Raw genomic sequence first — 20,881 nt, forward strand, 5'->3', positions numbered from 1 at the left:
TTCAGTTTGAGCTTCAGTAGTTGGTTGCTCAGCATCGAGCAATTCATCAATATCAACTTCATCGTCTTCATCAACTAAGCTGTCGATGTCTGGCTCTTCAGTTTGAGCTTCAGTAGTTGGTTGCTCGGCATCGAGCAATTCATCAATATCAACTTCATCGTCTTCATCAACTAGGCTATCGATATCAGGCTCTTCAGTTTGAGCTTCAGTAGCTGGTTGCTCAGCATCGAGCAAGTCGTCAATATCAAACTCGTCGCCCTCTTCAACTAAGCTGTCGATATCTGGCTCTACGCTTTGATCTTCAGTAGCCGGTTGCTCAGCATCGAGCAAGTCATCAATATCAAACTCGTCATCTTCATCAACTAAGCTGTCGATATCTGGCTCTTCGCTCTGATCTTCAGTAGCTGGTTGCTCAGCATCGAGTAAACTGTCTATATCAAACTCGCCATCATCAGCTTGTGCTGTTACATCATCTGCTTGTTCATTATTCTCATCAAGCAAGTCGTCAATGTTAAAGTCTTCGCCCTCTTCAGCAAGTTCTTCACTAAGTGCTGCCATATCATCATTCGATTCACCTTTAGGTTCATCTGGCAGAGCATCGTCGTCTTCTTCGTCAAACAGGCTATCTAAGTCATCTGAACTTAAAATATCATCCGATTCGTCAAGATTAATTGTATCGCCCGTGTCATCTTCATCTGAGCTATCAAAGTCTTGTTGCATGAAAACATCAAGTTCATCGTCTTCGGTATTTTCGTCTTCAAAAACAACATCATCACTGAGTAGGCTTTCTAACTCATCTTGATCTAGAAGACTGTCGTCGTCGAGATCATCGTTTAAATCAACATCATCATCGAGTAACACGTCATCCATGTTATCGTCTAGTTGCACACTTATATCATCAAGTGGATCGGGGGCTGGCGCTTCATCAAGAGTGGGCTCTGGCACTTCATCTATCGGATCAGTAAAAGCAGGTGCTTGTGGAATAAACTCATCATCGTCACTTTCAGGCTCTTGATTATTACTTCGCTTACGCAACCACATAACAACGGCAAAAATGATCAATAAAGCCGGAATGGTCATTAATAAAATCAGCACTAAAGGATTCGAAAGTAGCGCGGCAAAGCTAAATTCACTCTCTTGCTCTACCTCTTTTAATTTTTGCTGCGCAATAATCTCATTTTGCTTAAGGATTAATTCTTTTAACTGTTGCTGTATTTCACTGTCTTGACCAAGCTGTAAGCGAACGTTTTCTAACTCGTTTGAAATACCTGTAAGCTGTTTTTTTAGGTTGTTGTTTTCAACTAAGATCTCTTCTACGTTGCTAACTGAACTTTTAAACTGCTGCTGAAGCTCAACTAATTTATTACCTTGGTCTGTTTTTATCGCTTTTAATTCTTGTTGTAACTCTTTTTTAGCTTCATCAACATCAGCTTTGCGAGCTTGCGTGACTTGTGTTTGTGCTGAATTAATTTCTGCTTGAGTAAGCGTACCATTTTTCTTTTTTTCCCACAGGTCATCATCTTGCTCAGAGCGTTGCTTAGCTAATTGCGGGTTTACTCGTCTAATTTCTGCCAAAGTAGGTATCTTTAAATAAGAACCGCTTCGCATGTGATTTAAATTTTGTTCTAAAAATGAGTTGGGGTTTTTGTTATACAAGGCCTGCATAACTTGGTAAATGCTAACTGAATTATCGGGACGAACCTTAACGGCAATGCGCCAAAGTGTATCGGTTGGTTTTATTGGCCCAATAGAACGCCCCTGTGCGCCGTAATCTGCGCCTTTGGGCCCTCTTAATTGGGTACTGTCTTGAGAGTAAACAGTCGTTACCATCAGTGCAGACGCTAATATAATAAGTGAAACGAAACCGCGCATGCTGATCCTTTAATGTTTAAATGTTAACACAGCGCTTTCAATTGGCGCTTAAACATTGATTATTCTTGCCGTTGTTAACCACGTGGCTAACGCACATTTTTATTACAATCTATTTTTATTGCAAGCTCTATTCCAGTTACAAACTATAAACCAGTTAAGCCATAATATCCATCGCAACGCATTGAAAATAAATACCTTAAACATCAAGATAAAAATATTTTTATGTTGTTTATCAAAGTGTTTACATTACTGTTGTTTATAAGTGGCAAAAAAATGGCAATTTAAGCACAAAAAAACGGCAAGCCACTTTGGTTTGCCGTTTATTGGATTATCACTGTATTCTGGCTAATTACATATAATTAGCGATCAGTTCTTCTGCTATTTGCACACTGTTGGTTGCTGCCCCTTTACGGGTGTTATCACTTACTACCCACATATTTAATCCATGTGGGTGTGAAATATCGGCACGTAAACGGCCAATGTAAACAGTGTCGTTACCACTGGCATCAGAGACAGCCGTTGGGTAATCACCCGCATCATCAATTAGCTCAACACCCGGTGCATCGCTCAATAATTGCTTCACATGCTCAAAGTCATAAGGCATACGCGTTTCTATATTAATTGACTCAGAATGACCAAAGAACACCGGTACACGAACGCAGGTCGGGTTTACTGCAATGGTGGTATCGCCTAAAATTTTATGCGTTTCGTTTACCATTTTCATTTCTTCGCGTGTATAGCCATTGTCTTCAAAGCTATCGATTTGCGGAATAACATTAAACGCAATTTGCTTAGGAAAAATGTCGTTTTCCATTGGACGTGCATTCATTAAGTTAGCTGTTTGTTTTGCCAGTTCATCAACCGCTTCTTTACCTGCACCCGACACTGCTTGGTAGGTTGAAACGTTAATACGATCAATACCGTAGGCATCATAAATAGGTTTAAGCGCGAGCATCATTTGAATAGTTGAACAATTAGGATTAGCGATTATATTACGGTTTCTAAAATCGGCTAAACTCGCTGCATTCACTTCTGGCACAATTAGCGGCACTTCAAAGTCATTTCTAAAGTGTGAGGTATTATCAATAACAATACAGCCTGCGTCTGCAGCAATCGGGGCGTACTTTTCAGACACACTGCCACCAGCAGAAAATAAGCCGATATGCGCTTGGCTAAAGTCAAAGCCTTCAACATCGCGTACTTCTATGCTCTCACCACGAAACTTTATATCTTCGCCGGCACTTCGGCTGCTTGCTAATAAAAACAGCTGATCGACCGGAAATTTACGATCTTCCAAAGTTTCAATGATTTGACGACCAACAAGGCCGGTAGCGCCGAGTACGGCAACGTTATATTTTTGCGACATATTTCATCCTCTGTAAGCACGGTTAAAACAACCGCGCTAATTAAATTAGTTTACTGTGGTAAAGCCAAGCTGGGCGAGTGCAGCAAGCTCGGTGCTATCACCTTCAACCATCACAGTGCTAAACTCACGGCGGGTTGGGTAGTTTTTTCGTAAGCTGTCAAAGCCTTCATCGGCCAAGTGACGTAGTAAAATGCCATCATCACGGCGTACGTCATAAACTAAATGCAGTAAACGGGCTATATCTGTTTCGCTAAAACTGCTTTCTAGGGTGACTTTTTTAATCGCAGGAGGCGGTAAAAAATCATCAAGCGATTTTATTGCGTTAACCCCTTTGAGCTCACATAAGCGCTGGTACAACATTTGTGTACCTCGCGCTTTACCTTCAAGGGTATGCCCTGCAATGTGAACACTGGCATAGCGCACGTGCTCCAGTAATTCAGTTAAAATATTAGGTTCATTTTCCCAAACATCCAGCACTAAATCGAGTTCTGCTCCGGCTTGCATCACTTCAAGTAAGGCTTGATTGTCAATTACATCACCTCGGCTGGCGTTTATTAACGTTAACCCAGATTTAAGTTTAGTTAAGCGTGTTTTATCAAGCATGTGCAGGGTTTTGTGCCTACCCGTTTTAATCAACGGCACATGAAAAGTAACAATATCTGACTGCGCTAATAGCTCATCAAGCTCAACATGCTCGGTTAATAGCCCTTGCTCATGCTTAATTGGATCGCACAATAGTAAATTAACGTTCAGTGCTTTTAACTTTTGCGCTAAACAACTGCCAATATTACCTACACCCACAATACCGATTGTTTTACCACTTAACGGACTGGCATTTTCTTGGCTTAATGCAAATAAGCTACTTATTACATACTCAGCTACGGCAATGGCATTACAGCCAGGCGCACTGGTAAAGCCGATATTGTTAGCACTGAGCAAATCAGTATCAATATGATCAACACCAATCGTGGCGGTACCTACAAAGCTTAGTTTATTCGCCTGTGCTAATAGTTCACTGTTAACTTGAGTAACTGAGCGGGTAAGCAGTACATCAACATCGATAAGTTGTTCAGGGGTTAATTGCCTGCCATCAAATCGTTCAACCTCACCCATATCTTTAAAGAATTGCTCAACTAAAGGCATATTTTGATCGGCAAGAATTTTCATTGTGAGTCCGTTTGGCGAAATGAGGCGCTATTGTAACGAACAACCCCCTATTAGCACAAACGAAAAAGCCGAGCATTTTGCTCGGCTTTAAAATAGTTAACGATTAACTTAACCTTTGTATTTGCTCATTACTAGCGTGGCATTAGTACCGCCAAAACCAAAGCTGTTAGACATAACCGTGTTTAGTTCAACGTCTTTTGCTTCAGTCACAATATTCAAGCCTGCCGCTTGTTCATCTAACTCATCAATATTGATAGATGGCGCAACAAAACCGTGCTCAAGCATGAGTAATGAAAAGATAGCTTCGTGTACGCCAGCCGCACCCAATGCATGGCCTGTCATTGCTTTAGTGGCACTGATCATTGGTGAGTTACCACCAAATACTTCTTGAATAGCGCCTAGCTCTTTAACATCACCTACTGGTGTAGATGTACCGTGGGTATTTAAGTAATCAATGCTGTCAACGTTTTGCATAGCTTGGCGCATACAACGTGCCGCACCTTCACCCGATGGTGCAACCATGTCGTAACCATCTGAGGTTGCGCCGTAACCGGTAATTTCAGCGTAAATATGCGCGCCACGAGCAAGTGCATGTTCAAGTTCTTCAACAACCACAATACCGCCACCGGCTGAAATTACAAAACCATCGCGGTTTGCATCATAAGTACGTGATGCTTTTTCAGGTGTGTCGTTGTATTTAGTAGAAAGCGCACCCATAGCGTCAAATTCCATTGCTAACGTCCAGTGAAGCTCTTCACCGCCGCCTGCAAAAATAACATCTTGTTTGCCTAATTGAATTTGTTCCACCGCGTGGCCAATACAATGCGCAGAAGTCGCACACGCAGAACTAATTGAATAGTTAACACCTTTAATTTTAAACGGCGTTGCTAAACATGCAGAGGTGGTACTTGCCATAGTACGTGGCACCATGTAAGGGCCAACGCGCTTAACGCCTTTTTCACGAAGAATATCAGCCGCTTCTACTTGCCATTTTGATGAACCACCACCAGAGCCAACTAATAAACCAGTACGCTCGTTTGATACTTGCTCGTCGCTAAGACCCGCATCTTCAATCGCTTGCGCCATTGAAATATAAGAGTAAGCCGCCGCATCGCCCATAAAGCGCATTGCTTTACGATCAACATGCTCTTTAACATCAATATCAATTTTACCTGATACATTGCTACGCAATTTGTAATCAGCAAATTCTTGATTAAAAGCAATACCACTTTTACCCGCTTTTAGTGACTCTAATACTTCTTGTTTATTATTGCCGATGCTTGATACAACACCGATGCCTGTTATTACGGCTCTTCTCATGGGTAATTCCCTTAGCTTAATACTTAATTGTGTTCTATTTTACGCGAATTTAATCATCTAAGTGGTCAGCTTTCTAGCGTACACTTGTACTCTGAAGCTACAGCTTATAAATAACGCCAGACTATTTCAAAGAAAACACGTAAAATAATTAAAAAATTATCTATAAATTGAATTGGTCATGATAAAAAACGCCCATATACACTTTAACGACTTAGGCACACCAGTTGCCAATGACTTTGACGATGTTTATTTTTCTAATGACGACGGCCTTGCTGAATCGCATTATGTGTTTTATCAACAAAACAGTATAGATACACGGTTACAAAATCATGACTGTGAACACTTTGTTATCGCCGAAACCGGTTTTGGTACTGGGCTTAACTTTTTAAATGCATGGCTGCAGTTTTCTGACCACTTACAGTGCTTACAAGTTCAAAATGAACAGCCAAATACAGTACAGCGATTACATTTTATTTCTTTTGAAAAATATCCACTTAGCGTAAATGATTTAAAACAAGCCTTGCAAGCTTGGCCTAGCTTAAGCCATTTTAGCGACCAACTCGTTACTCACTATCCGATTAATTTAAATGGCTGCCACCGGCTTGAATTTGCCAATGGCCGTGTAGTCCTCGACCTCTACTTTGGCGACGTACTGGAATGTATTAATAGCATGAGCTACCCACAAAGCGGACTAGTTGATGCGTGGTTTTTAGATGGCTTTGCGCCAAGTAAAAACCCCGATATGTGGCAGCAAAGTGTATTTAACGCCATGGTCGATATTTCCAGAAGTAATGCCACATTAGCCACGTTTACCGCTGCGGGGTTTGTGCGCAGAGGACTAAACGAGGCAGGCTTTAGCATGCAAAAAGCCAAAGGTTTTGGCCGAAAGCGTGAAATGCTAATTGGCACACTCGCCCAAGCCAACCCAAAACAATCTGCCCCCGCCTATTTTGAGCATCACCCCTCACCGCTTTCAAGTGTGGCTGTTATTGGCGGTGGTATAGCGAGCAGTTGCATCCTTTATAGCCTCGCAAAGCGTGGGATAAAAAGCCACTTATTTTGCCAAGATGAAAAACCCGCAATGGGTGCATCGCACAATGTGCAAGGAGCTGTGTATCCACACTTACAGGCAAAAAACTCGCCACATAGTGAATTATTTGCCCACAGTTTTTTATACTCAAAGCGGCTTTATAATCAATTACTCAACAATGGCTTTTTGTTTGATCACCAGTGGTGTGGTGTATTACAACATGCAGTAAAACAGCCATTGGCAGATCGCCATCAGAACCTCGCTGATAAACAACTGTGGCCAGAGCAGCTTATGCGAAATGTGACTGCTAATGAGGGTGATGCTATCGCTGGGGTTAAAACAGGTTACTCAGGGGTGTTTTTTGAACAAGGCGGCTGGGTTAATCCCCCGCAGTTAGTTTGTGCAATGTTAGATGCCGCACAGCAATTAAATTCGTTTGAAAGCCTATTTAACTGCCATATTGAGCAATTTAATAAACAACCCGATGGTTGGTACTTAACCACGCAAAAGCAAACATTTGGCCCCTTTAGCGATGTGATTATTTGTACTGGTGAGCACAGTGATGCATTTACGCAAACCAAAACACTTCCCATTGTTGGCGTTCGCGGCCAAGTGTCACATGTTCAAGCAAGCGAGCAATCACGTAAACTTAATACTGTGCTGTGTCACAAAGGTTATTTTACTCCCGCTTATTTAGATCATCATTGTATGGGCGCCACCTTTGAAAAAAATAGTAAGAGCCGTGAAGTGACCGAGCAAGACAACCACACTAACCGCGAGCAACTACTGAGTTTTTATAACAACACTGAATTTGCCACTAGCTTAGGCGATATTAGCTCAGCCAAAGCCGCTGTTCGCTGTAGTTTTATTGACCACTTACCTATGGCCGGTGAATGGGTGGAGCAAACTGATTATACACGTGCATTTGCCAATTTACGTTTGGGCAAGCGCTATCAATATCAGCCGTTAGAAAAACCACAACAGGGCCTACATATTTTTACCGGCTTTGGTGCGCGAGCATTATGCAGTGCACCGTTATCTGCTGAGCATTTAATAAGTAGTTTAAACAATGAACCACGCCCACTAAGCGAGCGTGTAAGCCAAGCAATTCACCCAGGGCGCTTTATTGTTCGAGACCTTATTCGCAATAAAATTTAAAGGTAGTAATACCTACAAAACCCTTTATTGTAATTATCAAGAACGCAATGTAGGTATTAGCTTATACCACCGTAACTATGTAACCGAAGTAAGTATAATGATCGAGTAAAAGTTCTAAAAAACATCTTTAAAGCAGCTAATTTTAATGCTCAGTTAAGTAATGACTTTTTAACTAATATGTTTTTTTAAATAAGCTCATTTAAATCCCATTTACCCTTTAAAAATAATTCCCTACCCCAAGGTCTGTTTGTACGAACAATCTTTACACTATATTGAGAAGGAATTAATTATGAGTAAGACTTTAATTATTGGCGCAAGTGGGCAGATTGGTAAACTAACCACCAAACTATTGCTTGAACGCCAACATCCTGTAGTGGCTTTAGTACGTGACAAAAGTAAATTAGATGACTTAAATAGCGACTATTTAACAATCGTAGAGCAAGATTTAGAAAATGATTTTAGCGATGCGCTGCACGGTTGCGACCATATCATCTTTGCCGCAGGTTCAGGCGGGAACACCGGCGCAGATAAAACCTTACTTATTGATTTATGGGCCGCCACCAAAGCCATTAATTACGCAAAAGAGCATGCCGCTAAGCACTTTACAATGGTGAGCTCTATTGGTGCTGACGATCCAGATGCAATTCAAAGCGATTTAAAACCCTATTTAGTAGCTAAGCATATGGCAGATAGGCATTTAATTAATAGCGGGCTCAATTATACCATTGTACGTCCAGGCTCACTCACAAATGAGAATGCCTCAAAACTTATTTCTATCGAACGTCCCAAAGATCGCGATAAAGCAATCATTAGCCGTGAAAATGTAGCCCATGTTTTATTTACTATTGCCACAGAGCAAGGCAGCAATCGCTGCATATTTGAAGTATTTGATGGCGACAAACCAATAAAAGCCGCTATTAAATAAGCATTACATTCATCCCTTGCCATGCAAGCTGTATGGCAAGCAGGGTTAAAATCACTTTAAAAATAACCCTAAAACGCGCCACCGATAACTGCTTAAGTAACTTAATCCCTAACCATGTGCCAATGGCTCCGCTTAAAATCATCGCTAGTGTTAACGGCAACCATTGCCAAAAGCTAAAGCCAAGCCCCGCATAAACAACGGCTTTTAAACTATGCTGCAAGGTCATAATACTTGAAAAAGTCGCGGTAAATTTAAGCTTATCGTAATGATTAATATGTAAATAACTCGCTACCAAAGGCCCACTTGCTCCGACAAAAGTCGAGATAAATGCGGTTATTAAGCCCGCTAGTAAGCGCCCTAATCGTGAGTCTTTATTAAATTCAGGAATTGTTCCCCACAGTAAATAAATCACAAATAAAGCCACAAACAGCTTCATGCTATCAAGGTTAATATCGCTTACTACTTGGCTTGATAATCCCGCACCAATTAATCCACCCAGAGTAAAATACAACAACATCGGCTTATCAAGATGGGCAATACTTAACAACAACCGATTGGCATTAGAGCCCAACTGCACTAAACCATGAACCGGCACCACCACCGCCATAGGCATAACCGACGCCATTACCACCAACAGCATTAAACCACCGCCCGCACCAAAAGCCGCCGATATAAACGAAGTAAACCCCGCCAGTAAAATGAGTAACAGCGAAATTAAAGGGGAAATGTGTTCAGCTGTAAAAATATCCATATCTATACCCGCTGTTAATCATTGACTCATAATACAAAAAATAGGCAAGTAAGCGACTAGTCTTTTAGTGGTATGGGGTTCGGGGTTCGGGGTTCGGGGTTCGGGGTTCGGGGTTCGGGGTTCGGGGTTCGGGGTTCGGGGTTCGGGGTTCGCAAGATAAACCAAAGCACAATAAATTCAATAATTTTAGCCATAAAAAAACCCGCGACTTGATTGCTCAAGTTGCGGGTTTTTTAGGGTTTTTAAACAAACGAATTTAAAAACCGTTATTGGTGGAGCTGGGGGGATTTGAACCCCCGTCCGAAAAGCCTCGACCGTCGGTACTACATGTTTAGTATTGTCATTTAATTAACCTTTAAATCCCGGACAAACACGGTAGATAAAGGCGAGGCCGCTTAGTTTTAACGCTTCAACCCCGGCCAGGGTTTCCGTCGCGATCAGGTGTTAGGGTGACACTCCAAAATCCAGTCCACAAGAATACATGGAAGGAGCGCTAGCCAGCCTAAGCTGCTAGAGAGTAGTTATCGTCGTTTGCGATTACTTTAAATTGCGGCTTTTTTACGAGGCAAACCGCACCTCGACATGCACCTCGGGCTTCTTGAATTCCGTCGAATCCTAATCAGCCCCTGAATAAGGTTACTCATTCAGAGTGTCCAAGCAGTATAACCGAGTAACCTACGAATACTCAACACCTTAGGCGTTTTATTTTATCGGTTGGTTAATCATGCATCAAACACACATGTAAATGTAAAATATTGGACAATTAAGAAACAATTACTTAACAATAATGGTGCTTTATGCTCAAATGCAAGGCTAGACCTTGGTCTAATAAATTATAAAAAATAATAACAGACATATTACCTAGAGGATTTATAAATGTCGGTTTTTTCTTTTAATGAGCAAACGGGGTATATCTCTTTAGTTTCACACCCTCATGTTTCAGGTTTAGCCTCAACAGCAACACAGCTTATTGAATTAATTGGCCAGTCAGAATATTGCGAGTGTGAGGTTATTGCTAGCAATATTGGTAAGCTGTTTACTCAAAATAACGCCGAAGAAGCCCCCTCTTTAGTAATTGCTCAAGCCATTGATGCAAAGCTAACCATAAACATCGATGAAAAGAATATGCTCGTTGAAGCTACCCTTATTACTGCCAAGGGCGGTAAATTGCTTAGCATGGAACAAGCGATTGAAGAGTTCTCACAAGCAGGGGTTGTAAAAGGCATTAGCTCTCATGCATTAGAACAGTTATTGGCGCAACAGTTCGAACAACCCCCAGGAAGCACGCATTGCGCCGAAGTCGCTTTTGGTCGTGCACCTAAAGTGGGTAACGATGCCAAATTTGTGCGCCTTTGCTGCACAGCGCAAGACCGCGTACTTAGCCCGCAAGCTAAAGGCGGTGGTAAAGTCGATATGAGAAACCTAGGTGATATTATTACTGTAAAACCTGGCTGTGAATTAATGCGGCGCATTCCAGCAACATCGGGAGTTGATGGGTTTACTGTGTTTGGTGATGTACTAACTGCAACCCCTGGCAAAGAACATAAATTACAACCTTTTGACGGCACTAAAATTGCGCCTGACAACCCCAACTTATTAATTGCCGACTGTACTGGCGTACCGGTTGCCCTTCCCCGTGGTATGCGTGTTGATGATGTTTTATGTTTTCATAATATTGATCCCACTACTGGCCATGTTGAATTTGATGGCAGTATTATAGTCAGTGGTGATATAAAAGATGGCATGCGCGTGACCGCCAGCGGCGATATTACTGTTTTAGGCTTTGTTGAATCGGCGCAGCTCAAAAGTGATAGTGCTATCACAATAGTAAAGGGTGCAATTGGCAGAAAGCGAGAAGCCGATGAGCCATTTACCTGTTCTATTTTAGCTAAACGAACCGTTGCGCTTGGTTACTCTCAATACTGTGACATAAAAACGGATCAAAACTTACTAATAGATCGCCAATCATTACATTGTGACTTGAGTGCTGGAAATTTAATTAGGGTGGGCAGTGCAAAAGATCCTAAAGGGAAAATTATTGGTGGCCATATTCTAGACGCAATGCGCATTGAAACAGGTGAATTGGGCGCACCAGCAGGAACTAAAACCCGTGTTTGCATCGCACAGCGATGGTATGTGCTAAAGCAAAAACAAGCGCAAATTACTGACTTTGAAAAAGTTTTAATCGGTAAGTCAATTGAACTACAGCAAGCGCGTCAGCGAATTAATAAACAAGTTGCAAGCGCACAGCGTCAGCAGTTTTTGAATAAAATAACAACGAATGAAGAACACATAGCAAACCGAAGCGCCAGCATCAATCAGCAAAAGCAGTTGCTAAGAAAGAAAATGACGCAGCTTTTAGCGCTCAGTCGCTTAAAAGTTAATGAGCTTATGCACCCTGGGGTAGAGCTTAAAATTGCACGAGAATCAATTAGCTTTTCTCGTAATTACCCACCACATTTAATCACTCATAGTGAAGGTAAAATAACGCAATCGTTTTAATAACGCTTATTAAGACTGACTCAGCCCCACAAAGTAAGTATTCACTATTGTGAACTTAATCTTGGTTGCTTGCTTCGTCTTCGCTCTGTTGTGTTTCATCTATAGCAAGTGGCCAACCACCTAGTTGCTGCCAACGATTAACAATTAAACAATATAATTCAGCGGTGCGTTCTGTATCGTATAACGCAGAGTGTGCTTGTTTGTTATCGAACTCTATTCCTGCTGCTCGGCACGCTTTAGCTAATACTGTTTGCCCTAATGCCAAACCCGCAAGTGATGTGGTATCAAAACTAACAAACGGATGAAATGGTGTGCGCTTGATGTTATTACGCTCAATAGCGGCATTTAAAAAGCCATGGTCAAAAGCGGCATTATGAGCAACCACCACAGAGCGCTGACACCCTGCGGCTTTTTGCGCTTTGCGCACTACTTTACAAATTTCTTTAATCGCCTCTTCTTCAGGGACTGCCCCTCGAAGTGCTGAAAAAGGCTCAATCCCATTAAACTCAATAGCGGCTTGTTCAATGTTTGCACCCTCAAACGGTTGCACATGAAAATGAACGGTATGATCGATACTAAGCAGTCCTTCGTCATCCATTTTTAAGACGGATGCTGCAATTTCTAGTAGTGCGTCGGTTTCTTTGTTAAAACCGGCGGTTTCAACATCAATAACCACAGGAAAAAAGCCACGAAAGCGTTGTGCGAAAAGTGTTTGCTCAGTATTTGCCATAGTATTCTTGGTTTATAGGGATTAGCTGTCCATTATGTCAAAATTGATGGCCTGTCGGCTAGGGGATTTATTGATTAATTACAGTTAAACTATAGGCATGTTACTTGCTTGGTAATTAGGGTCTGTTGACCTTTGCGGATTAAAATTTGTTCAAGCTAGGGGCGGTTTAATCGCGGCGCGAGGTTTGTAACCTAGTGGGCTAAGTAAAAACCGAGCAACAAAGAGTAAATCGCCCCTAGGCAGAACCCAAAGGGCAGCGCCTGTTTGGCATTAATGCTGTGTTATCGCCTATTTATGGGGAATAACCACACCACATAGGCTCTGCCTTGCCTAAATACCAAACAGGCTGCTGCAAATTTAACCTTGAAAGGTCAACAGACCCTAGCGTTTACGCTGAATTATTTGCTGTTGCGTAATATTTTACGGTTTTTGTCACTTTTTTGGCAGAGCTAGATAACTGGAGAATTCTCGATGAAGTGTAAGTTGTTATTAATTAGCCTAGGCATTAGTAGTGTGCTGTATAGTTTGAATACAACTGCGGCAATGCGCCAGTACACGGCTAACCAAGATAATTCAAATTGGAACTTGGTTAAAACAACTCGCTTGCAATGCCAATTAAATCATGAAGTTCCCTACTATGGTGAAGCTGTTTTTAAAGCATCAGCAAGTAAAAACAAAGATCTCACTTTTAATTTAGACATGGTGGTGCGCCCAGAAAATTACGCGATTGCCGGTTTAAAAGCGGTACCACCTAGCTGGCGAGCAGGCCGCCCTGCCCGTGATATTGCTGATATGAAATTACTTAAAAAGTTTGATGGTGAATTAGGTAATAAAACAGCATGGGAAATACTGACTGAGCTTGAAAAAGGGAACCAACCCACTTTTTACTACCAAGACTGGCAAAATAGTGCCGATAAAATTGCCGTGGGTATGTCTAATGTTAACTTTAAGCAAGCGTATTGGGCATTTTTACAATGCCGAGACGAATTGCTGCCATACAATTTTGAAGATATTTCGTTCACTATAATGAACTATGAATCTAATAGCAGTAAGTTAACTAAGTCATCGCAGCAGCGCCTCGATAAAATTGCTGAATATTTAAAAAACGACCCCAGTATAGAGTCAATCAGTATTGCATCCTATACCGATAGTTACGGCGGTCGCTGGAATAACCTCGATTTATCTAGAACCCGTGCTAAGGCGATTAAAGATTACATGGTTGGCTTAGGCGTTGATGAAGCTAAAGTGGTTACAGAAGGCTTTGGTGAAAAACGATTTGTAGACACCAATGATAATATTTTAGGCCGTGATAAAAACCGTCGCTTGGTAATTCAAATAGCAAAAATGTAAGTTAAGCTCTCTCCTTTAATGGCCGAATGTGTAATTTAAGCACTTTCGGTCAATACCTATCAATTTAATCATGCCTCTATTGTTAAAAAACAATACTCTGACCATTTAGTTATTAACATTTGGCTTTTTATTTTTTCATTTATATTAATAAGTTAAATTTAATTTCTTGATGATTTTGGCTTTTTTAATACAGTTGTAAATAGAAGATTACATTTTATTTTGTCTCTTTTATGACAAAACTATTTAAGTTTTGCACAACTAGTTATATCTTGCGTGTCTCTCACGTTTGATCAGGATCATTAAGTGCTTAAAAATAAAACAATAGGTAGCATGTTAATTGTTGCAGGAACCACCATAGGTGCAGGTATGCTTGCCCTCCCCATTGCCTCTGCGGGACTGGGATTTAATACGGCAATGGTGTTAATTGTAGGGTGTTGGTTACTAATGACCTACACCGCTTTGCTTATGTTGGAGCTTCACCAATACGCTCCTCGCGACGCCACCTTAAATACACTGGCTAAGCTTTGGCTTGGTAAGCGTGGCCAATATGTGGCTAACTTTTCGATGATATTTTTATTTTATGCACTATGCGCTGCTTACATAGCCGGTGGTGGTGCTCAGCTACAAGAGCGCATTAATACTGGGTTTAATCTTAGTATTGCTCCTCAATTAGGCTCCGTTATTTTAGCCGTATTGATTGCAGGCGTGGTGACTTTGGGTACTAGTAAAGTTGATAAGCTTAACCGAGTACTATTTAGTGTAAAAATAGTAGTTTTAGCTAGCTTGTTTTATATGTTAACACCTTATGTACATGGCCAACACTTATTGGAAATGCCTGTTGAGCAAGGACTGATACTGTCGGCTATTCCAGTGGTATTTACCTCTTTTGGTTTTCATGGCTCAATTCCTTCTATTGTTAAATATGTCGGGCTTGATATAAAAACCTTGCGCAAGGTTATGATTGCAGGCGCCTCTTTACCACTGGTTATTTATGTATTTTGGCAAGTATTAAGCCAAGGCATAATGAGCCAAGATCAATTACTACAAAGCGAAGGGTTAACTGGGTTTGTAGCCAGTGTGGCCAATATTGCCAATAACGCCAATGTTTCTACTGCGGTTAAACTCTTTGCCGACTTAGCTCTAGCAACGTCATTTTTAGGGGTAAGCTTGGGGTTATTTGACTTTTTTGCTGACACATTCAAAAAAGCAGACACGGGGACTGATAGAATTAAAACAGCACTTATTACTTTTGTTCCTCCTCTTGGATTTGCTTTATTTTACCCGCAAGGATTTATTATGGCATTAGGCTATGCAGCCATTGCTTTAGTAATATTGGCAGTATTTTTACCTATTAGCATGGTGTACAAGCAGCGTCAGGGGATTGAAAAAGAAGGCTATAAAGTACGCAGTGGTAATATTGGTTTAGCCATAGCCGCTTTGTGTGGTATTTCAATTATTAGCGCACAATGCCTGCAAATGGCAGGACTTATACCGGCTATAGGCTAGCCCCTATAGTTGTTCTAATGTGTGCACCCCAATGATGGTTTTGGGGTGCACACCATTCAAACGTCAATTGTTAACGTTAAAATACTATCGCTTGCCCTCTTCCGCTTTGCTCAGACGCCGCATCTAATTTGCCATCATTATTGATAATCACATGCATATCACCAAAGTGACGCTCATCCACTGTATAACCCATTTTTATTAGCTGTTGCTTGACTGAGGACTCCAAACCCGAGTGCGCTCTAATCACATTTTTAGGCCATAACTGATGGTGAAAACGCGGGCTATTTACTACTTCATTTGCACTCATATTAAATTCAATCGCATTGAGTATTGATTGATACACTGAACTAATAATTGTGGTGCCGCCAGGCGACCCTGTTACCATTTTCACCTTATTATTACTGAGTAAAATGGTTGGAGTCATAGAGCTTAACATACGTTTATGTGGCTGAATTTCATTCGCTTTTCCGCCAATGGCGCCAAATACATTCATAACCCCGGGCTTAGCGCTAAAGTCATCCATTTCATCATTTAAAATAAAGCCAGCGCCTTCTACGACTACGCCACTACCAAACCCTAAATTGATGGTGGTGGTATTAGCAACGGCATTCCCCATGTTATCAATAATAGAAAAGTGAGTGGTTTGTTCGCTTTCTTTTAAACCCGGTTTAATATTTTCAGTGGTAGAAATGGCCTTTAAATCTATACTATTGCTGCGGTTTTTAAGATAGTTTTCTGCAAGTAACTTAACTGTAGGCACTTGGTAAAAATCAGGATCGCCTAAGTATTCTGCCCTATCAGCAAACACTCGCTTACCTATTTCAGCAAGTAAGTGCACATACCCAACTGAATTATGTGATGGTGCAGCTATGGGCTTTTTAAGCTCATACATTTTAAGCCATTGTAATATAGCAATACCGCCGGAGCTTGGTGGCGGTGAAGTAAGCACTTGATAGCCGTTCCAGTTAGCTTTTATAGGAGTACGAGACTTTGCGCGGTAATTTTTTAAATCGTCTTGAGTAATAATACCGCCATGTTGCTTCATAAAGTTTGCGATGATTATTGCAGTTTCACCTTGATAAAAACCATCTTGGCCATTATCGCGAATGCGTTTGAGTGTCGCTGCAAGCTCAGGTTGTTTAAAAAGCTTACCTGATGTAGCGCTTGCAAAATAACTGGCAAAGTTTACTTTAATGTTTTTATTGTTTAGGTGCTCTATGTAGCCCTTAATTAACTGAGCCAACTTCTCGGGCACCACGAAACCTTGCTCAGCTAATGTAACCGCAGGTTGTACTAAGGTTTTCCAAGGAAGTGTGCCATGCTTCTTATGTGCTAGCCACATACCAGCAACACTCCCAGGTACGCCACTGGCATGAATACCATAAATAGATTTATTAGCAATAACTTGCCCTTGCGCGTCTAAATACATATCACGATGTGCGGCGTTCGGTGCAGTTTCACGGTAATCTATAAAATCACCTTGCCCATCCTTATGAATAAGCATAAACCCACCGCCGCCAATATTACCCGCCTCAGGGAGCGTAACGGATAACACAAATTGAGCAGCAATAGCTGCATCAACCGCGTTCCCCCCCTGTTCTAATACAGCTTTTGCAGCATGTGCACTAAAAGTGTCAGGCATGGCAACGGCACTCTGTTTAGCCGCTACATTAAAAACACATAACTGTATTACCACAATACTACTGATAATTAGCTTGCTTGGTGAAAAAAGTGCTCCCATCCCATATCCTTAGGTTATTTTTATACATTGATGGCAAACATTAATGCATAGTAACAAACATCAGGTCAATATTTAGATGCTACATTTTTAAGGCTTAGGAAGTTTTAGCTCAACTGCACGGCTTTGAATAAAGCGCAGCAGTTAAGTTTGAGTCATCATCAGTATGAATATAATAGTGCTGTAGCTGCATACCGAGCTTTTTCATGATGTTAATTGAGCCAACGTTGGCGGTCAGCGCTGTGGCACTGATTGCCTTTACTTGCGACTGTTTTTCAATCGTTGAGCAAATCGCTTGTGCCGCCTCAATTGCATAACCCTTACCCCAACTCGCTCGTTTAAACCGCCAGCCTACTTCAATATCACTAAAGTCAGGCGTATCTGAAAAAAAGCCCATCGGCCGAACAAGCACCCAGCCAATAAAAGTATTACTTTCACGCAGAGTTACTTGCCATAGCCCCCAACCTTGTTGCTCATTGCGATAAGCGAGCATTCTTGGAATGGCTTTCGTTTTTATCTCTTCAAGAGTGGTAGGTTTACCTTGAGTTAAATACTGCATAACGGCTGGGTCTTGATCGAGCTCATATAATTGCTGCCAATCATTTTCGTCCATTAATTTAAAACTTAATCGTGTTGTTACAGCTATGTTCATTTTCATTGTTGTATAGTTACCTCTGAAATATATTTTTCACTAAAGGAGATAGTCAATGAAGAAATTAGCAGGTTTAGCATTATTAGGCACTTTAATTACACTAACAGGGTGTGAAGATGCCAACGAAGTGAAACAAGACGCCAAACAAACGAGCGCTGAAGTTCAAGAAAAGCTAAACGAAACGTGGAACGACGTTAAAGAAAAAACCAATGAGCTTAAAAATGACGAGTCATTAAATGAGCTACTCGAAGAGAGTAAAGCGATGGGCTTAGACATGTACGATGACGGCAAAGAAGTAGCTGTTGATGCATGGATCAAAAGCAAAGAAGCGGCTGGCGAGCTAACTGAAAAAACTAAGCAAAAAGCACGTGAAATTGCGGCAGAAATTGAGCAAGCACGTGAAGAGCATAAAGAAGGTTAATTATTTTTAACCATAAAAAAAGGTAAGCCATGGCTTACCTTTTTTGTTTTATTTTTAGAGCAAGTTATAGATTATAGTTCAAAGTCTTTTTTGAATTTTAAACCAAACTCACTACGATCATTGCTGCGCATTACGCCAACAAAGCCAGTTTGCTGCAGGCGACCTACATCGTAAACTTCGTTTAATACGTTCTCACCATATAGCGTTACTTCCATATCGCCGTATGGATTAGTGTAAGAAATATTAAAACCAACTAGCTCACGCGAATCAATCGTTTCACTTTTATTGAAAACTGACTGACCTTGCATTTCGCTACGGTACGAGTAGTTTGCATTTAATGCAACAGTGCCACCATTGCTTAAATCAACAAAGTAAGATGGAGCAACCATCACTGTCCAACGAGGTGTCAGTGCTGGTGAGTCACCTTTACCAATACCTTGTACGCCCTCAGCCACTTCTGTAATTTCAGAATCTAAGTAACCTACTGCAGTGCGAATAGTAAAGTCGTCGGTTAGTGCAATTGTGGTTTCAAGCTCAATACCTTGCGCTTTAGACTGGCCTGCATTTTCAACGATAGTTACAAAGCCACCGCCCGCGGTTGGATCTGAGAATGGCAATGCTAAATCAGTGTAGTCAGTAACAAACATTGCAAGCATCATAGATACATTTTCATGTACCTGGCCTTTTAAACCAATCTCGTAGTTAACTGCTTTGGTTTCATCAAACGATACAAACTGATCCGGACCACCAAATGGGCGCGGTGGAAAGCCACCTGTTTGGTAACCTTTTTGCACTTGACCGTAGACATTCATATTATTGCTAAGCTGGTATGAAGCATTAATGTCCCATGTCACTGCATTAAAGTCTGCACTAATGTCTTTACGTTCAGGGAAGGTTGGGAAAATAGCATTCGCATCTTTTTTATCTTCTGAGTAACGAAGACCACCGCCGATTGTTAAATCATCAGTTAAATCGTAACTACCGTTGATGTAAGCTGCGTATGAGTTTGTTTCTTGATTGATTTCAAAAAAGCCAAAACCACCAAATGACGGAGTAACACCATCATTCAATAGACCATTTGGCGTGTTAAATGGGCTAAATACAAAATCTTCTGAGCGAGTAAAACCATCTTCATTAAAGAAGTATAAGCCAGAAACAAAGTCCATTTTATCAAACGTGGCGTTTAGCTGAAGTTCAAAAGAGTATTGATCTGCACCGCCTACTTCTGGGAACTCAGATAAGTTAAGTGGTGATGCATCATCATCTAAGCCACCTTCATACTCAGAAGTACGATAGCTTGAAATAAACTTAGCTGTATAAGTGTTATTAATCGCCCAATCAGCTGTAAATGACGTACCCCAACCAGAATATGAAGTTGACTCAATACCGGCAACCGTTGTGCCTAAATCATCAGGGTTTTGAGGAATTAAGTCTTCAGTTAATAATGGGAAATCGCCATTAAAGACATCATTTGAATCTAGTGAATCTGTCAGTTCAATAGTATAAGGTGATTGACCTGACTCATTATCAACGCCATCTAGCGAGAAAGTAAACGCTAAATCACTAGTTGCTTCATATTTAAGTGCTATACGACCACTAAACTCTTGCTCTTCACCAATTTCTTTTTCAGGGTTAGCTAAGTTTACTGCCGTACCTACCCCATTACGTTGTTTGTATGACGCACTGGCTGACATGCTTAGATCGTTAGTTAGTGCATTATTAAAGTAAATATCACCCGCAACTCGACCACGACTGCCCACTTTAGCGGTTGTTGTTAAAATACCTTCATCACCAGGTTGTTTAGTAATTACGTTTACTGCACCACCTAATGTGTTACGGCCATAAAGTGTGCCTTGTGGCCCACGTAGAACTTCAACTCGCTCTACATTAGGAAGTGATAAGTTAGACCCCATTTGGCGACCTAAGTAAACACCATCTAGGTAAACACCTACGCCTGGATCGGTTGTTATAATGTGATCTTGCAAACCAATACCACGAATAAACACTGAGGCATGTGCAGCATTACCAACACCATAACGAGTAATGTTTAAGTTAGGAACGTATTTACCAATATCTTCTAAGTTACCCATATTGGCTTTATCAATAAGGTTAGCACCTATTGATGTAATCGCAGTTGGAGATTCGAACAAGCTCTCTGTACGTTTACGAGCTGTCACTTCAATTTTTTCAAACGCGTCTTGTTTGGCTGTCGTTTTAGCTTCTTGTGCATTTGCGGAAGTTGTTAGGGCTGCAATAACCGCTAAACTTAACTGTGAGAGGGTGCGTAATTTCAAGGTTTTCTCCAAAGGGTATTAATTTAATTATGCGTTATGCTGTGTAAACATAAATTGTAGGCATAAAAAAAAGATGCTTTAGATGCATCTTTCCTCTGG

At 41.1% G+C, this 20,881-nt stretch carries 15 protein-coding genes and 1 other RNA gene; 6 read left to right on the plus strand and 10 right to left on the minus strand.

The features are described from left to right. The 4 genes from MTF66_RS23780 to fabB all read right to left on the minus strand — a co-directional run. Positions 1-1,872: FimV/HubP family polar landmark protein (locus MTF66_RS23780; protein WP_282454172.1), on the minus strand; the 1,872-nt coding region annotated here is incomplete at its 3' end. 349 nt (positions 1,873-2,221) lie between these two features. Then, on the minus strand, positions 2,222-3,238 hold the full coding sequence (locus MTF66_RS23785) for an aspartate-semialdehyde dehydrogenase (protein ID WP_010388045.1): 1,017 nt from the start codon (positions 3,236-3,238) through the stop codon (positions 2,222-2,224). Between the two features lie 45 nt (positions 3,239-3,283). After that, positions 3,284-4,405: a 4-phosphoerythronate dehydrogenase gene (locus tag MTF66_RS23790; protein WP_138622089.1), complete on the minus strand. Its 1,122-nt coding sequence runs from the start codon at positions 4,403-4,405 to the stop codon at positions 3,284-3,286. 108 nt (positions 4,406-4,513) lie between these two features. Next, positions 4,514-5,725: a beta-ketoacyl-ACP synthase I gene (fabB, locus tag MTF66_RS23795; protein ID WP_010388041.1), complete on the minus strand. Its 1,212-nt coding sequence runs from the start codon at positions 5,723-5,725 to the stop codon at positions 4,514-4,516. Positions 5,726-5,903: 178 nt separating this feature from the next. On the opposite strand from fabB, the gene mnmC reads away from it, so the two are divergent. Then, positions 5,904-7,913 (plus strand): bifunctional tRNA (5-methylaminomethyl-2-thiouridine)(34)-methyltransferase MnmD/FAD-dependent 5-carboxymethylaminomethyl-2-thiouridine(34) oxidoreductase MnmC, encoded by a 2,010-nt coding sequence (gene mnmC / locus MTF66_RS23800; protein WP_138622091.1) that lies wholly within the window; start codon positions 5,904-5,906, stop codon positions 7,911-7,913. A 289-nt stretch (positions 7,914-8,202) separates the two neighbouring features. Then, positions 8,203-8,838 (plus strand): SDR family oxidoreductase, encoded by a 636-nt coding sequence (locus MTF66_RS23805; RefSeq protein WP_138622093.1) that lies wholly within the window; start codon positions 8,203-8,205, stop codon positions 8,836-8,838. Here MTF66_RS23805 and MTF66_RS23810 read toward each other — a convergent pair. Further along, positions 8,831-9,589, minus strand: a complete 759-nt coding sequence (locus tag MTF66_RS23810; RefSeq protein WP_138622095.1) for a sulfite exporter TauE/SafE family protein — start codon at positions 9,587-9,589, stop codon at positions 8,831-8,833. The two genes, MTF66_RS23805 and MTF66_RS23810, sit on opposite strands and share 8 nt — an antisense overlap. Positions 9,590-9,859: 270 nt before the next feature. Then, positions 9,860-10,216: a transfer-messenger RNA gene (ssrA, locus tag MTF66_RS23815) on the minus strand. A 249-nt stretch (positions 10,217-10,465) separates the two neighbouring features. On the opposite strand from ssrA, the gene MTF66_RS23820 reads away from it, so the two are divergent. Beyond that, positions 10,466-12,091, plus strand: a complete 1,626-nt coding sequence (locus MTF66_RS23820) for a DUF342 domain-containing protein (RefSeq protein ID WP_138622097.1) — start codon at positions 10,466-10,468, stop codon at positions 12,089-12,091. 55 nt (positions 12,092-12,146) lie between these two features. Here MTF66_RS23820 and rnt read toward each other — a convergent pair whose 3' ends face one another. Beyond that, complete coding sequence (rnt, locus tag MTF66_RS23825; protein ID WP_024602076.1) at positions 12,147-12,821, minus strand: ribonuclease T; 675 nt, start codon at positions 12,819-12,821, stop codon at positions 12,147-12,149. A 471-nt stretch (positions 12,822-13,292) separates the two neighbouring features. Here rnt and MTF66_RS23830 point away from each other — a divergent pair, with 471 nt between their 5' ends. Both MTF66_RS23830 and MTF66_RS23835 read left to right on the plus strand, forming a co-directional pair. Beyond that, positions 13,293-14,171 (plus strand): OmpA family protein, encoded by an 879-nt coding sequence (locus MTF66_RS23830; RefSeq protein WP_138622099.1) that lies wholly within the window; start codon positions 13,293-13,295, stop codon positions 14,169-14,171. A 303-nt stretch (positions 14,172-14,474) separates the two neighbouring features. After that, positions 14,475-15,677 (plus strand): aromatic amino acid transport family protein, encoded by a 1,203-nt coding sequence (locus MTF66_RS23835; RefSeq protein ID WP_138622101.1) that lies wholly within the window; start codon positions 14,475-14,477, stop codon positions 15,675-15,677. Positions 15,678-15,753: 76 nt separating this feature from the next. On the opposite strand, the gene ggt is transcribed toward MTF66_RS23835, so the two are convergent. After that, complete coding sequence (ggt, locus tag MTF66_RS23840) at positions 15,754-17,418, minus strand: gamma-glutamyltransferase (protein ID WP_138622103.1); 1,665 nt, start codon at positions 17,416-17,418, stop codon at positions 15,754-15,756. Between the two features lie 109 nt (positions 17,419-17,527). Next, entirely contained in the window at positions 17,528-18,073 is a 546-nt protein-coding gene (locus tag MTF66_RS23845) for a GNAT family N-acetyltransferase (protein WP_138622105.1), read from the minus strand. 49 nt (positions 18,074-18,122) lie between these two features. Between MTF66_RS23845 and MTF66_RS23850 the strand changes: the two genes are divergently transcribed. Beyond that, positions 18,123-18,488, plus strand: a complete 366-nt coding sequence (locus MTF66_RS23850; RefSeq protein ID WP_010388018.1) for a hypothetical protein — start codon at positions 18,123-18,125, stop codon at positions 18,486-18,488. A 71-nt stretch (positions 18,489-18,559) separates the two neighbouring features. On the opposite strand, the gene MTF66_RS23855 is transcribed toward MTF66_RS23850, so the two are convergent. Beyond that, positions 18,560-20,782 (minus strand): TonB-dependent receptor, encoded by a 2,223-nt coding sequence (locus MTF66_RS23855; RefSeq protein WP_138622107.1) that lies wholly within the window; start codon positions 20,780-20,782, stop codon positions 18,560-18,562. Positions 20,783-20,881 lie beyond the last annotated feature (99 nt).

Source organism: Pseudoalteromonas sp. 2CM39R (assembly GCF_023161845.1).